Origin of the sequence: Streptomyces sp. NPDC008121, assembly GCF_042957155.1 — a bacterium.
In the GTDB taxonomy this organism is placed as follows: Bacteria; Actinomycetota; Actinomycetes; order Streptomycetales; family Streptomycetaceae; genus Streptomyces.
On record NZ_JBIBHT010000006.1, the window covers coordinates 460,771 to 475,572 of the forward strand.

At 74.3% G+C, this 14,802-nt stretch carries 12 protein-coding genes and 1 riboswitch; of the genes, 6 read left to right on the forward strand and 6 right to left on the reverse strand.

Annotation, left to right across the window (positions count from 1 at the left end; all coding sequences use genetic code 11):
- Nucleotides 1-54 precede the first annotated feature (54 nt).
- The 5 genes from meaB to ACFZBD_RS22430 form a co-directional block, all read right to left on the reverse strand.
- Nucleotides 55-1,065 carry a methylmalonyl Co-A mutase-associated GTPase MeaB gene (gene meaB, locus ACFZBD_RS22410; RefSeq protein ID WP_391142075.1) on the reverse strand — a complete coding sequence of 337 codons (1,011 nt, stop codon included), beginning with the start codon at nucleotides 1,063-1,065 and terminating at the stop codon, nucleotides 55-57.
- Nucleotides 1,062-3,236, reverse strand: a complete 2,175-nt coding sequence (scpA, locus tag ACFZBD_RS22415; protein ID WP_391142077.1) for a methylmalonyl-CoA mutase — start codon at nucleotides 3,234-3,236, stop codon at nucleotides 1,062-1,064. The genes meaB and scpA overlap by 4 nt, the downstream gene beginning before the upstream one ends.
- A complete protein-coding gene (locus ACFZBD_RS22420) occupies nucleotides 3,236-5,044 on the reverse strand; it encodes a methylmalonyl-CoA mutase family protein (protein ID WP_391142079.1) in 1,809 nt (602 codons plus the stop codon). Before ACFZBD_RS22420 ends, scpA begins: the two co-directional genes overlap by 1 nt.
- A gap of 136 nt (nucleotides 5,045-5,180) precedes the next feature.
- Nucleotides 5,181-5,645, reverse strand: coding sequence for a hotdog domain-containing protein (locus ACFZBD_RS22425; protein ID WP_391142081.1), 465 nt, complete (start codon nucleotides 5,643-5,645; stop codon nucleotides 5,181-5,183).
- A gap of 86 nt (nucleotides 5,646-5,731) precedes the next feature.
- Nucleotides 5,732-5,886: riboswitch (cobalamin riboswitch) on the reverse strand.
- A gap of 67 nt (nucleotides 5,887-5,953) precedes the next feature.
- On the reverse strand, nucleotides 5,954-7,291 hold the full coding sequence (locus ACFZBD_RS22430) for an MFS transporter (RefSeq protein ID WP_391142084.1): 1,338 nt from the start codon (nucleotides 7,289-7,291) through the stop codon (nucleotides 5,954-5,956).
- Between the two features lie 206 nt (nucleotides 7,292-7,497).
- Between ACFZBD_RS22430 and ACFZBD_RS22435 the strand changes: the two genes are divergently transcribed.
- From ACFZBD_RS22435 to ACFZBD_RS22460, 6 genes are read left to right on the forward strand one after another with little or no spacing between them, the layout of a single operon-like run.
- Nucleotides 7,498-8,517, forward strand: a complete 1,020-nt coding sequence (locus tag ACFZBD_RS22435) for an ABC transporter substrate-binding protein (protein ID WP_391142088.1) — start codon at nucleotides 7,498-7,500, stop codon at nucleotides 8,515-8,517.
- Nucleotides 8,507-9,745 (forward strand): iron chelate uptake ABC transporter family permease subunit, encoded by a 1,239-nt coding sequence (locus tag ACFZBD_RS22440; protein ID WP_391142090.1) that lies wholly within the window; start codon nucleotides 8,507-8,509, stop codon nucleotides 9,743-9,745. Before ACFZBD_RS22435 ends, ACFZBD_RS22440 begins: the two co-directional genes overlap by 11 nt.
- A complete protein-coding gene (locus ACFZBD_RS22445; protein WP_391142092.1) occupies nucleotides 9,742-10,539 on the forward strand; it encodes an ATP-binding cassette domain-containing protein in 798 nt (265 codons plus the stop codon). The genes ACFZBD_RS22440 and ACFZBD_RS22445 overlap by 4 nt, the downstream gene beginning before the upstream one ends.
- Nucleotides 10,540-10,550: 11 nt before the next feature.
- Complete coding sequence (locus ACFZBD_RS22450; RefSeq protein ID WP_391142095.1) at nucleotides 10,551-11,456, forward strand: Rossmann-like domain-containing protein; 906 nt, start codon at nucleotides 10,551-10,553, stop codon at nucleotides 11,454-11,456.
- A complete protein-coding gene (locus tag ACFZBD_RS22455; protein WP_391142097.1) occupies nucleotides 11,453-12,535 on the forward strand; it encodes a GHMP kinase in 1,083 nt (360 codons plus the stop codon). The genes ACFZBD_RS22450 and ACFZBD_RS22455 overlap by 4 nt, the downstream gene beginning before the upstream one ends.
- A complete protein-coding gene (locus tag ACFZBD_RS22460; RefSeq protein WP_391142100.1) occupies nucleotides 12,456-13,457 on the forward strand; it encodes a pyridoxal-phosphate dependent enzyme in 1,002 nt (333 codons plus the stop codon). Before ACFZBD_RS22455 ends, ACFZBD_RS22460 begins: the two co-directional genes overlap by 80 nt.
- A gap of 93 nt (nucleotides 13,458-13,550) precedes the next feature.
- Here the strand turns inward: ACFZBD_RS22460 and ACFZBD_RS22465 are convergent, their stop codons facing one another.
- Nucleotides 13,551-14,729, reverse strand: coding sequence for a serine hydrolase (locus ACFZBD_RS22465; protein WP_391142102.1), 1,179 nt, complete (start codon nucleotides 14,727-14,729; stop codon nucleotides 13,551-13,553).
- Nucleotides 14,730-14,802 lie beyond the last annotated feature (73 nt).

A 14,802-nucleotide genomic window follows, 5' to 3' on the forward strand; every position in this document is an offset into this window, starting at 1 on the left:
CCTGACCGACCACCGCCCGGACCCCGGACCGCCCGGCCCGGGGTCACGGCGCGGTCAGGCGTCGTCCGCCCCGCGCCCCGCCGCCCCGGTCGCGTCCTCGAACACCCGCAGGATGCGCTCGGCGGCCAGCGTCGCCGTCAACTCGCCCGCGCGCACCCGCTGCTCGAGAGCCGGCGCCAGCGCGCGTACGGACGGATCGGCGTGCAGACGGCCGAGCAGTTCGTCCCTCACCATCGTCCAGGTCCAGTCGACCTGCTGGTCACGGCGGCGGGCGGCGAGGCTGCCGGTCCCGTCGAGCAGCGCCCGATGCTGTTCCAGGCGTTCCCAGACGGTGTCCAGACCGCTCGACTCGCGGGCGCTGCAGTGGAGGACGGGCGGAGTCCAGGCCGCGTCCCTGCCCTGCATCAGACGCAGCGCCCCCGCCAGTTCCCGGGCCGCCGCGCGCGCGTCCCGCTCGTGCGGGCCGTCCGCCTTGTTGACCGCCACGACGTCCGCCAGCTCCAGGACGCCCTTCTTGATGCCCTGGAGCTGATCGCCCGTCCGCGCGAGGGTGAGCAGCAGGAACGAGTCGACCATGTTGGCGACGGCGGTCTCGGACTGCCCCACCCCGACGGTCTCCACCAGCACCACGTCGTACCCCGCCGCCTCCATCACCAGGATCGACTCACGGGTCGCCTTGGCGACCCCGCCCAGCGTCCCGGCGGTGGGGGAGGGCCGGACGAAGGCCGCCGGGTCCACGGCGAGCCGCTCCATCCGCGTCTTGTCGCCCAGGATCGAACCCCCGGTACGGCTCGACGACGGATCGACGGCGAGCACGGCGACCCGATGGCCCAGACCGGTCAGCATCGTGCCGAACGCGTCGATGAACGTCGACTTCCCGACCCCCGGCACACCGCTGATCCCGATCCGCCGCGCCTTCCCACTGTGCGGCAGCAGCTCGGTCAACAACCGCTGCGCCAGCGCGCGGTGCTGGGGGCGGGTGGACTCGACGAGCGTGATGGCACGGGCCACGATCGCCCGCTTCCCGTCGAGAACACCCTTCACATACGCGTCGACGTCGATCACAGGTCGTGCCCGAGGCCGGCCGACAGCCGCCGCACCAGGTCGTGCGCCGCGTCCGGGATCACCGTCCCGGGCGGGAACACGGCCGCCGCGCCCATCTCCAGCAGCGTCGGCACGTCCTGCGGCGGGATCACCCCACCGACGACGATCATGATGTCCTCGCGCCCCTCCGCGGCGAGTTCCTCCCGCAGCGCCGGTACGAGCGTGAGGTGACCGGCCGCCAGCGACGACACCCCCACGATGTGCACGTCCGCCTCCACGGCCTGGCGCGCGACCTCGCCCGGGGTCTGGAACAGCGGGCCGACGTCCACGTCGAAGCCCAGGTCGGCGAAGGCGGTGGCGATCACCTTCTGGCCCCGGTCGTGGCCGTCCTGACCCATCTTGGCGACCAGGATGCGCGGACGGCGCCCCTCGGCCTCGGCGAAGGAGTCCACCAGGCCACGGGTGCGCTCGACGGACGGGGACTCACCGGCTTCGTTGCGGTACACACCCGAGATCGTACGGATCTGGCTCGCGTGCCGCCCGTACACCTTCTCCAGGGCGTCGGAGATCTCGCCGACCGTCGCCTTCGCGCGCGCCGCGCGCACCGCGAGCTCGAGCAGGTTGCCCTCGCCCCCGGCGGCCCGGGTCAGCGCGTCGAGCGCGTCCCGGCAGGCCGTCTCGTCGCGTTCCTCGCGCAGCCGCCGCAGCTTCGCGATCTGCTGGGAGCGCACGGAGGAGTTGTCGACCTTGAGCACGTCGATCTGCTCGTCGGTCTCCACCCGGTACTTGTTCACGCCGATCACCGGCTGGCGTCCGGAGTCGATCCGGGCCTGCGTCCGGGCCGCGGCCTCCTCCACACGGAGCTTCGGGATGCCCGCGTCGATGGCCTGCGCCATTCCGCCGGCCGCCTCCACCTCCTGGATGTGCTGCCAGGCCCGGCGCGCCAGGTCGTACGTCAGCTTCTCCACGTAGGCGCTGCCGCCCCACGGGTCGATCGTCCGGGTCGTGCCCGACTCCTGCTGGATCAGCAGCTGGGTGTTGCGGGCGATCCGCGCCGAGAAGTCGGTCGGCAGCGCCAGTGCCTCGTCGAGGGCGTTGGTGTGCAGCGACTGGGTGTGGCCCTGGGTGGCCGCCATCGCCTCGACACACGTACGCGTCACGTTGTTGAAGACGTCCTGCGCCGTCAGCGACCAGCCGGAGGTCTGCGAATGGGTGCGCAGCGACAGCGACTTGGCGTTCTTGGGGTCGAACTCCCGCACCAGCTTCGCCCACAGCAGGCGGGCCGCCCGCATCTTGGCGATCTCCATGAAGAAGTTCATGCCGATCGCCCAGAAGAAGGAGAGCCGCGGCGCGAACGCGTCCACGTCCAGCCCCGCCTCGCGCCCGGCCCGGATGTACTCCACGCCGTCGGCGAGCGTGTACGCCAGCTCCAGGTCGGCCGTCGCCCCGGCCTCCTGGATGTGGTAGCCGGAGATCGAGATGGAGTTGTAGCGGGGCATCCGCTGCGAGGTGAAGGCGAAGATGTCGGAGATGATCCGCATCGACGGCTTCGGCGGATAGATGTACGTGTTGCGGACCATGAACTCCTTGAGGATGTCGTTCTGGATGGTCCCGGCCAGCTTCTCGGGCGGCACGCCCTGCTCCTCGGCCGCCACGATGTACAGCGCCAGCACCGGCAGCACGGCGCCGTTCATCGTCATCGACACGGTCATCTTGTCCAGCGGGATGCCGTCGAAGAGCTGCCGCATGTCGTAGATCGAGTCGATGGCCACCCCCGCCATGCCGACGTCGCCGGTCACCCGCGGGTGGTCGCTGTCGTAGCCGCGGTGGGTCGGCAGGTCGAAGGCGACCGACAGGCCCTTCTGCCCGGCCGCCAGGTTGCGCCGGTAGAAGGCGTTGGACTCCTCGGCGGTGGAGAATCCCGCGTACTGCCGGATCGTCCAGGGCTGGTTGACGTACATCGTCGGGTACGGGCCGCGGAGGTACGGGGCCATGCCTGGGTAGGTGCCCAGGAAGTCCAGGCCCTCCAGGTCCCGACCGGTGTAGAGCGGCTTGACGGCGATGCCCTCCGGGGTCTCCCAGAGCAGGTCGTCACCGCCGGCCGCCTTCTTGACCGCCGTCCGCCAGTCGTCGGCGCTGCCGTGCGCGGCCGGGGTCCCCAGGTCGATCGCGGAGAAATCGGGGATGGACATCAGGAGACTCCCATGCGGTCGAGCGTGGCGGAGAGCACGGCGACGGCGTCACAGCCGGCGAAGACGTACGTGTCGGCGTCCGGGTACGGTCCGGGGCGGCCCGCGAGGAACACGTGACCGGCCCCCGCCGCCCGCAGCTCCCCGGCGAGCGCCGCGGCCCCCTCCTCGTAGAGCGCGTCGCTGGAGCAGAGGCAGACCTCGGCCGCCCCGCTCTCCTCGAAGGTGCCTTCCGTGACGGCCTCGATGCCGCCCGCCTGGAAGAAGTTGGCGGCGAACGTGGCCCGCGCCGTGTGCGCGGCGGCGGGGCCGAGGGTGGCGAGGAAGACGCGGGGGCGGGCGCCCGTCGCGGCGAGGTGCGCGTCGGAGCGGGCGCGCAGCTCCTCGTACGCGTCGTCGCGCCGGACGCGGGGCAGCCCGCCGGACGGCGGGGCGGGGGCGGGCTCGCGGACGACGGGCTTCTCGGTCAGGTGCGGGAACTCGCTGACGCCGGTGACCGGTTCGCGGCGCGTGGCGAGCTTCGCGCCCCGGGCGGACCAGGTCGCGGCGAGGCGGTCCCGGACCATGCCGGACCGCAGCGCGGCCGCCTGCCCGCCCGCACGTTCGAGGGTGCGGAAGAACTCCCAGCCCGCGTGGGCGAGTTCGTCCGTGAGGCGCTCGACGTACCAGGAGCCGCCCGCCGGGTCGATCACCCGGGACAGGTGCGACTCCTCGATCAGGATGGTCGAGGTGTTGCGGGCGATCCGGCGCGCAAAGGCGTCCGGCAGCCCGAGCGCGTGGTCGAAGGGGAGCACGGTGACCGCGTCGGCCCCGCCCACCCCGGCGGCCAGGGTCGCCACCGTCGTGCGCAGCATGTTCACCCACGGGTCACGGCGGGTCATCATCACCGGCGAGGTCACCGCGTGCTGGATCTGCCCGCCCGCGCCGCTTGCCCCGCAGGCCTCCGCGACCCGGGCCCACAGCCGGCGCGCCGCCCGCAGCTTCGCGATGGTGAGGAACTGGTCGGCGGTGGCGGCGTAACGGAACTCCAGCTGGCCACAGGCCTGCTCGATGTCCAGGCCCGCGTCGGTCAGCTGCCGCAGATAGGCGACGCCGGTCGCCAGCGAGCAGCCGAGCTCCTCCGCGGCGGAACCGCCGGCCTCGTGGTACGGCAGGGCGTCGACGGTCAGCGCCCGCAGCCCCGGGTATTCCTCGGCGCACCGCCGGGCGAGCGCGGCGACCGGTGCGAAGCCGGACGACCGTCCCGTACGGGCTTCGAGGCCGAGGGGGTCGGCGCCCAGGGTGCCGCGCGCCGCCTCGGGGGCGACGCCACGGCGCTCGTACAGCCGCAGCAACTCCGCCGCGGCGTCCTCGGTCCGGTCGCCCGCGTCGAGGGCGACGGGCGCGAGGTCGAGGTAGACGCCGTCGAGGACCGTGTCGAGCGCGTCCGTCGGGATGCCGCCGTCGCCGACGACCAGCCAGAGCGAGGTGACGCCGTTCTCCAGGTCCCCCAGCACCGCCGCGCAGTCGGCGGCCGTGTGCCGTTGCCGTACGTCCCAGCCGCCGAGGGTGCCGCCCTCGGGGCGGCCGCCCCGCACGAACGGGGCGAACCCGGGGAAGCCGGCCTCGGGCGCGGCGTCGTCGGCCGCGTACAGCGGACGGACGCGAAGCCCGTCCTCCAGCGTGGTGGACAGGGCGTCCTCGGCTGCCGCGCCTTCGACGTCCTTGCCCGACTTGCGCAGGACGCCGGCCACCAGGCCCTGCCACTGCTCACGGGACGCGTCGGAGAAATCGGCGGCGAGGGCAAGCCCGTCGTCGGGAAGGACTGTCATGCTCGGATGCTAGGTCAGGGGAACAAAGGAGCAGCAGTCCGCACAGCTGTGACCTTGCCCTCTCCTGGACGCTCTTGAAGCTCCGGGCGGATCCGTTCTATATGAACGGGGCAGCGGGAGCGCCGTCAGCCGGCCGTCACCCGGCGCCCACCGGTCGGTCGGCGCCGGCCGGATCGGGCAGGTCGAGCGCCGGTACGGGGCGGGGGCGCCCGTCGGCGTCGACGGCGACGAAGCTGAGGCGGCCGGTGGCGACCTCGGCGGTCGGGCCGGAGGCGTTCCAGCGTTCGGCGGTGACGCGGACCTCGGCGGTCATCGACGTGCGGCCGGCCCGGACGAGTTCGGCGTGGACGCTCAGCAGGTCGCCGGAGCGGACGGGGGCGAGGAAGGTCATCCGGTCGACCGACACGGTCACGGCGGGACCGTCCGCGTGGCGCCCGGCGGCCGCCGCGGCGGCGTCGTCGATGAGCTTCATCACGACCCCGCCGTGGATGGTCCCGTACAGGTTCGTGTCGTGCTCGCTCATGATGTGGGCGAGGGTCACCCGGGAATCGGCCGGGGTCTTGCGGACGGGGGACGGCAGGGTGGCGGCGTGGTCGGCCACGTCAACTCTCCTTCGCGAGTCGCGGCGGGTCGGATCCGCGCGCACGGGGCCGGGGAGCCCGGAGGCCGGGTGCGCGGGCAGCGGGCAGGTCTTCGGACTCGCGGGCGTGTCCACCGGATCGACCGGCGGTCTCCTACTGGCCGTCGCTTCCCAGGCCCTTGCCGGGTCCAGTGCGTATGACGGCGGTCGTTCCCGCTCACCGCTGCGGGGCAGTCCCGGATTCCCACCGGGTTCCCTCTTACGACGCCTCCCGCCTGGCGGACGGGGCGAACCAGCTGCGCGCTCCAGCCTACGTCCTGCGCGACGCGTCAGTCCGTGGTCTCCGGGGCCGGCCGCGCGAAGTGCCGTGCGCCGGGCACCAGGCACGCGGCGGCCGGGACGAGGAAGCAGGCGGCGGCGCACGCCGCGAGGACCGGCGTGACGCCGAGGAGGCCGATGGCCGGCGCGATCAGGGCGAGACCGACCGGCGCCAGACCGTAGGAGACGAGGAAGTCCAGCGAGGAGACCCGGGCCAGCTTGTCCGGCGCGACCTCGCGCTGCGTGGCCGTGAACCAGGGCACGTTGAACAGCTCGATGCCGATCCCCGCGACGGCGTAGGCGCCGACCACCACCGCCGGGTGGACCGGCAGCACCAGGCTGAGCGGGGCGAAGCCGTACGCCGCGAGGCCGGCGAAGGCGGCCCAGCCCTGGGACCGCGGTCGGACGCGGGCGATGAACAGGGCGCCGCCGAGTGCGCCGACGGTGTACGCGGTCATGGCCGCGGCGAGCACCCACTCGGTGCCGTAACGGTCCCGGCTGATCAGGGGGAGGGCGACGCTGGTGGCGGAGTAGCCGAGGGCGATGACGGCGACCAGGGCGGCGAGACCGGCGAGGAACCAGGGGTGGCGCCGGGCCTCGCGTATGCCCTCGACGAACTCGGCACGGAAGCCCGGGCGGTGCGGGGCGTCCGGTCCGGTGCGGGGCCCGGTGTGTCGGGCGGGGTCGGACGGGCGCGGGGTCGTGGGGGCGGGGGTCGCGGTGGTCGCGCTGCCGGCGGTGCCCCTGCCTCCCCTCGCCGGGACCAGCGCCGCGACCAGCCAGAGCAGCCCGATGCCCAGCAGCAGCCACGCGACGTCGAGGAAGGCCGCGAGCAGTGCGGTCAGCGCGGGCCCGGCGAGCGTGGCGGACCGGACGGCCATCGTCATGGCGGCGTTCGCCTGCTGACGGCGCTCCGGCTGGACGGTCTCGGCCGTGAGCGCCTGGAACGCCGGGCGGCAGGCGCCCTGTCCGGCGCCCGCGAGCGCCGCGGCGGCCGTCATCAGCACGAGGGAGTGCCCGAGGCCGGCCGCGAGGAGGGGCGAGGCGACCGCCGCCGCGAGGGCGGACCAGAAGACGACGGCGCGGCGCGCGTGCCGGTCGGCGAGCACGCCGCCGACGGCGACCGCGAGGAGGAACCCGGCGGTGCGGGCGGCGAGGACCAGGCCGAGCCCGGTGGCGCCCAGATCGCGGTGGAGGACGGCGAGCCCGAGGACGAAGGGCAGCGCCCAGGTCGCGAGACCGGAGGCGGTGGTGCCCGCCCAAAGGCGCAGGAAGGCGAGGTCGCGCAGGACCGAACGCGGCGGTACGTCAGGGGACTTGGCCGCGGTGGCGGTGGATGGGGTGACCACGATGTGGGGTGCTCCTCGGCGAGGGGGGCGAGGTCCGCGACGACGCCCCCGGGGTCGTTAATGAAAATGATTGCCATTACAGTACTCTTCGAACGCGGCGCCCTCGCACCCGGTGCCCCGCTGCCCCGCCACACCCCTGCCCGCCCGTCGCCCCCGGCCCCCGGCCCGTCGCAACCCACCCCGCCCTCGTCCCACCGGAGAGACCCATGCGTCATCCCGCCCGCCTCGGCCTCGCCCTGGCTCTCGCCCTCGCCACCGCCGGCTGCTCCACCGCCCGCCCCGGCCCCGTCGCGCCACCCGCCGCCGGATCGGCCGCCCTCACCAGCTGCGGGCGCCCCCTCTCCCTCGCCGAACCTCCCCAGCGCGCCGTCGCCCTCGACCAAGCCTCCACCGAGACGCTGCTCGAACTCGGCCTCCAGGAGCGGATGGCGGGCACCGCCAACCTCAAGACCAAGATCCCCGCGCGGTACCGGACGGCGTACGCGTCGGTCCCGGTGATCGCCCCGAAGATCGCGACCGGTGAGCAACTCCGCGCCGCCGCGCCGGACTTCGTGGTCGCCGGCTCCGCGGACCTCCTCACCAAGGACCGCGCCGGCACCCGCGAGGAACTCGGCGCCCTCAAGGTCCCCACCTTTGTCAGCGCCGTGGACTGCCCCCAGCACAACCCCGCCGGCAGAACCCCGTTCGACCTGCTCTTCTCCGACTACGAGAACCTCGGCACGGTCTTCGGCGTCCGCCAGCGGGCTGCCGCACTGGCCGCCGAGCAGCGCGCGGCCGTCGCCCGGGCCAGGGGGGCCGCCGCCCATGCCCCCGGGGCCGCGAGCGCGGAGCGGCCCACCGTCGTCTACCTCTACTCCGTCTTCAACGGCATGCCGTACGTCGCCGGCGGAACCGGCCTGCCCAGCGAGATGAGCCGGATCGTCGGCGCCAGGAACGCCTTCGACGACGTCGAGGAGGACTGGCCGGAGGTCACCTGGGAGGAGGTCGCCGAGCGCGACCCCGACATCATCGTGATCGGCGACCTGTCCGAGCGCGGGCGACCCGGCGACAGCGCCGCCGAGAAGCGCGCCACGATGACCCGGCACCCCGTGATCTCCCGGCTGCCCGCGGTCCGTGACGACCGGATCATCGAGGTCCCGGGCATCGAACTGGACCCGTCCGTGCGCTCCGTCCACGCCCTCGGACTCCTCGCCCGGGGAATCAAGGACCTCGGCCATGCCCGCTGACCTGCTGAGCCCCCGGGCCCGCGGCCGCGTGGCGACGGATCCCGCCGTCGAGGCCGGACCCGCCCCGGACGGGCCCCGGGGGGACCGACCCACGGCGGACGGGCTCCCGGCGGGACGGCCGGCCACCCGGCGGGCCCCCTGGTTCGCCCGTACCGACCGCCGATCCTCCGCGGCCCCGGGGACCTCCCCGGTCCTCTCGTCCGTCGCCCTCCCCTCGTCCCCGGCCGGCCGCGGGGCCCTCCTGCTCCTCGCCCTCACCGTCCTGGCCGGATCCATGGCGGCCGCGCTGCGCGTCGGCGCCGCCGAGGTCCCATGGGAGGGCCTCGCCCGCGTCTTCGGCACCCGTCTCGGTCTCGACGTCGAACCCCTGCCCCCGATCGTCGACTCGCTCATCTGGGAGCTGCGGCTGCCCCGCGTCCTGATGGCCGCCCTGGTCGGCGCCTCGCTCGCGGTGTGCGGCACGGTGCTCCAGGCGGTCACGCGCAACGCCCTCGCCGACCCGTACCTGCTCGGCGTCTCCTCCGGCGCGTCGACCGGGGCCGTCGCCGTGGTCGTCCTCGGCGTGGGCGCGAGCACGCTCGGGGTCACCGGCGGCGCCCTCGCCGGCGCGCTGCTCTCGTTCGCGTTGCTGCTGTTCCTGCTGCGGCGCCGGGGCCCGGACTCGGTCCGCATCGTCCTCACCGGCGTCGTGATCGGCCAGCTCTTCACCGCGCTGACCTCGTTGATCCTGATGGCCTCGGCGGACGCCGACACCACCCGGGCCGTCACCCACTGGCTCCTCGGCTCGATGGCGCCGGCCCGCTGGAACGCGGTACTGGTCTGCGCGGTCGTCACCCCGGTCGGACTGCTGGCCGCGTGGCTGTGCGCGAACGCCCTCGACGGCCTCGCGTTCGGCGCGGACACCGCCGCCTCCCTCGGCATCGGGGTACGGCGCACGCGGACGCTGCTGCTCGTCGTCACCGCCGCGCTGACCGCGGTGGCGGTCGCCACCGTCGGTGCCATCGGATTCGTCGGCCTGATCGTCCCGCACGGCGTCCGGTTCCTCGTCGGGCCGACCCACCGCGTCCTGCTGCCGTACGCCGCCCTCGCCGGCGCGGTGTTCCTGGTGTGGACGGACGCCCTGGCGCGGGTGGCGTTCGCGCCACGGGAAGTACCCGTCGGCGTGATCACCGCGCTCCTCGGCGTGCCGCTCTTCCTCCTCGTCCTGCGCAAGAGGGGCGCGCTGTGAGGATCACCGCGGAGGAACTCACCTGGTCGGCCGCCGGAACGCCGATCGTACGAGGGGTCGGCGCCGACATCGCGCCCGGCGAGACGGTCGGACTCCTCGGCCCCAACGGCTCGGGCAAGTCCTCGCTGCTCCGCTGTCTCGCGGGCCTCCGGACCCCCGACACCGGGACGGTCCGCTACGACGGCGCGTCCGTACGGGACTGGAGCGCACGCCGGATCGCCCGCCATGTCGCCTTCGTCGCGCAGGAGCCGGGCGCCGACCACGACCTGCGGGTCGCCGATGTCGTGGGCCTGGGGCGCACTCCGTTCCGGGACCGCTGGCGCGGACCCGACGCCACCGACCGCGCGGTCGTCGCGGCCGCCCTGGAACGCGTCGGACTCACCGCCCTCGCCGGCCGCTCCTGGAAGGAACTGTCGGGCGGTGAGCGCCAACGCGCCCACCTGGCCCGCGCGCTGGCCCAGCAGCCGTACGCCCTCCTCCTCGACGAACCGACCAACCACCTCGACGTCCGGCACCAGCTGGAGTTGATGGAACTGCTGTCCGGCACCGAGCAGACGGTCGTGGTGGCCCTGCACGACCTCTCGCTCGCCGCCCGCCACTGCGACCGGCTGCTGCTCCTGCACCACGGCCGGCTGGTCGCCGCCGGGCCGCCGGCCGCCGTCCTGACGCCCGAACGGCTCGCCGAGGTCTTCGAAGTGGAGGCCGCGCTCACCACGGACGGCCACGGACACCCGACCGTCACCTACCGACGCCCCCTCGCCACCCGCCTGCCCGCCCCGCACCCCGCACCCTGACAAGGAACCCCATGCCACAGACCCAGACCACCCCCTCCGCCCCGGCCCCCGCCTCCGCCGGATCCGTCGACGCGCTCATCGAAGAGGTCCTCGCCGGCGGCGAAGACCACGAACGGGCCGACGCCCCCTCCCGGGGCGACGGCAGCGGCCTGCCGGCTTCCCGGCCCGTCGCGACCAGCGTGTTCTGGATCCACCACGGCACCCGGCTGGCCGGCGGCGACATCACGTACCTCAACCAGTACGTCCTGGTCCGCGTCGGCGGCTCGTTCGGCGGCTGCGCCTTCGAGGCCGGGGAGATCGACCCCGCCGTCTGCCGGGACGCCTCGGGCACCCCGCTCGACGTCCTGCTGCGGGAGGCCCCCCGCCCGTTGCGGATCGCCGCGCTCGACGCCCACCTCTCCGAGACGCGCCCGCACCGGGTGGCCGCCGCGGCGGGCGACGCCGAACCCGTCACCCTCCCCGCAGGTCCTCCGGAGGTCCGCGCCAAGGCCCGGGACGCGGCCATCGCGGGCCTGCTCGACCTCCCGGCGGGCGCCGAGGTCGGCCTGATCGGCGTCGTCAACCCGCTGGTCGCGGCCATCCGCGAGCGCGGCGGCGAACCGCTGCTCTGCGACTTCAACCTCAAGACCACCCAGTGGGGCGACCCCGTCACCGACGACATGCACGCGGTGCTCGACCGCGCCGACGCCGTCGTCGCCACCGGAATGACCCTCGGCAACGGCTCGTTCGACACCATCCTGGAGCGTTGCCGGTCCCGGGGCGTCCCGCTGATCGTGTACGCGCAGAGCGGCAGCGCCGTCGCCCGTGCCTTCCTCGGCTCAGGGGTGACCGCCCTGTCGGCGGAGCCGTTCCCCTTCTCCCAGTTCAGCGCCGACGAGACGGTCCTGTACCGCTACCGGACGGGGCGCGGCGCATGAGCCCCAGCGCCCCCACCGCCCCGGGAGCCCCACTGGGACCTTCCGCCCCGGGAACCCCCGCCCTGGGTGCCCCCGCCCTCACCACCGGCACCGGGCACGCGCCCTGCCACCACGGCGAGATCCTCCAGGGCGTCTTCCGTGACGCCGAAGGACGCCGGTGCGCCGGCCTCGTCACCCTCCCCCTGGCCGGCCCGGGCAGCCGCGCCGCATTCCTCCGCCGGCCCGGCACCCCGCCCGGCGCGCTGACGGCCGTCCCCTCCGGCCGGACGAAGGCCGCGCACGCCGCCGCCCTCGCGGTCGCCGAGTGCGCGCGCCGCACCGGACTCGCCCCCAGCGGCGGGGAGTTGCGGCTGGCCGGTGACGTACCGGTGGGCCTGGGCATGGGCAGCTCCACCAGCGACGTGATCGCCACCGTGCGCGCGGTCGCCGACGCGTACGGGCTGACCCTGACCCCCGACACGGTCGCCCGGCTCGCCGTGCGCGCCGAGCTGGCCTGCGACCCGCTGATGCTGGACGGGCGCCCGGTGCTCTTCGCCCAGCGCGAGGGACGGGTCCTGGAGGTCCTCGGTCCGGCCCTCCCGCCGCTGGTCGTCGTGGGCTGCGCCCTCGGCGGGGGAGCGCCCGTCGACACCCTCGCCCTGCCCGTACGGGAGGCCTCCGACGCCGACGTACGGGACTTCGAACGGCTCCGCGCGCTGCTGCGACGCGCGGTGGCGACCGGCGACGTCCGACTCCTCGGTCAGGTCGCCACCGCCAGCGCCCACCGTGGCCAACAGGTCCTGCACCACCCCGAGTTCGACGCCCTGACCGTCATCGCCCGGCGGACCGGGGCGGCGGGCGTGCAGATCGCGCACAGCGGCGCGGTGGCGGGGGTGCTGTTCGACCCCGCCGCCCGCGGCTGGCGGCACCGCGTACGGAGCTGCCTGCGCGCCCTCGACGCCCACGGCATCCCCACCACCCGCACCTTCACCACCACCACGACGACCCAGGAGGTCCCCGATGGACCAGCACATCGCGGAGGCGATCGGCCGGCCGGACCTGATACGCCTCGACGACCGGCTCGTCTGCCTGCGCTTTGAGACGATGAAGGTGGTCTCCGCCCTCGCCGCGGTCCGCCACCTCCTCGACACCGGAGTCGTACGGCGCGGCGACACCCTCCTCGACAGCTCCAGCGGCATCTACGCCTACGCCCTCGCACTGGCCTGCCACCGGCACGGCATGCGCTGCCACATCGTCGGGTCGACGACGGTGGACCACACCCTGCGCGTCCAACTCGCGGTCCTCGGCGCCACGCTGGAGCGGATGGAGCCGTGCGACGACCTCAAGCTCGACCAGAAGCGCCGGGTGGAACGGATCCACGAGATCCTGGCCGAGCACCCCGAGTACCACTGGATGCGGCAGTACCACGACGACATCCACTACCTCGGCTACCGCCCGATCGCCGACCGGGTCCGCGAGGCGACGGGCGCGGACGCGCTCACCGTCGTCGGCGGCGTCGGCTCGGGCGCCTCCACCGGCGCCCTCGCCCGCTACCTCCGCGAGGCCCCCGACGGCGCCCCGACCGATGTGGAACTGGTCGGCGTCCAGCCCTACGGCAGCGTCACCTTCGGCGCCGAGCACATCGCCGACCCCGAGATCATCATCGCGGGCATCGGCAGCTCCATCCCCTTCGGGAACGTCTCCCACGCGCTGTACGACACCCTCCACTGGATCTCCTTCGACGCGGCCCTCGCCGGCAGCGTCGACCTCCTGCGCCGCCACGCGGTCTTCGCGGGCCTCTCCACCGGAGCCGCCTACCTCGCCGCCCGCCACGAACACACCCGCACCCCCGACCGGACGATCCTCTTCCTCGCCCCCGACACGGGCCACCGCTACGTCGACACGGTCTTCACCCGCCACCGGGAGGCGTCCCCCCTGACGACCCTCACCCCTCACGAGGTGGCCCACCAGGACGACTTGGCACTCCCGTGGTCCCGGATGCCCTGGAGCCGCCGAGGGTGACGGATGGGGCCCAGGCGCGGCGAGGCGCTCGCCCGTGCCCTCGCCGCGTGGGGCGGATGAGCCGGGCACTCGTGCCCACGCCGTGCGGCCGGATCAGGCGGGGTGGCAGAGGGCGTTGTCGACGAGGGTGCGCAGGGCGTCCTCCTGGCGGGCCGCGGTCCGGGGGTCCGCGGGGCGGCTGTGGGCCGAGACCGTGATCGTGCGTCGGCCGTCCGTGGTGGTCGCCGCGCGCAGGACGTATCCGAAGCCGCTCCCCCCGTGCCCGAGGTATCCGCCACCGCAGGACAGGGGGGTGAAGAACAGGCCCAGGCCGTCCTGGGTCCCGGCCGGGTGGCCGCTGCCTTCCGGCACCGGGACCATCGTCCGCATCGCGGCCTGTTCGGCGGGCTTCAGCAGCCGGCCGTCGACCAGGGCTTTGAAGAAGCGGTTGAGGTCGCGGGCCGTGCCGGTCATCGAGCCGTCGGCCCCGCTGTCGAAGGGACGGTAGGGGATCGTGGTGTCGAGCATCGGGCCGTCCGCGGTGAACTGCTGGTAGTCCGACGCGTATGGTCGCGGCAGGAAGGGCCGGGTGCCGGGGGTATCGGTGTGCGTCAGGCCCAGGGGGCGCAGGATGCGGTCGTGGACTTCGCGGTCCCAGGTGCGGCCGGTGACCTTCTCGATGATCATTCCGGCGAGGACGTAGTTCGTGTTGGAGTACGCCCAGCCGTGGCCGGCCGGGAAGGCGGGCTCGTGACGCACGGCCAGGGCGACCAGGTCCTCGGGCGCGTAGGCGCGCCACCGGTGGGCGAAGTAGGTCCGGGCGGTCTGCTCGGGGAAGACGTCGGCGACGTAGTCGGACAGGCCGCTGGTGTGCCCCAGCAGGTCGCGGACGGTGATGGTCCGGCCGTCGTTCCCGGCTCCGGCGACGACCCCGGGAAGCAGCTCCTCCACCGTCTGGTCGAGGGAGACCCGGCCTTCGCCCACCAGCTGCAGCACCACGGTGGCGACGAACGTCTTGGTGGTACTGCCCAGCCGCAGGTAGCCGTCCTCCGGGACCGGGCGACGAGTGACCAGGTCCCTGACCCCCGAGCCGGCCGTGACGGTACCGCGCGGGGTCTCCAGGCGGACCGTCACTCCGGTGACCCCGGCATCGCGCAGGGCGTCGGCGTCACGCTGCACCGGCCACGCGCCGCCGGAGGGCCGCGGCGCGGCCGAGGCACCCGCGGTGAGGAGCGACGACACGGCGGCCAACGCCAGTAGAGCGGTTGATATCCGTAAACGACGAGAACTCATGATCCAAGGCTAGGAATCACCGGACCCTTCCCTCCATCCGGAACACGCCCCGCGTGAACGGGTGCCAGCCGTA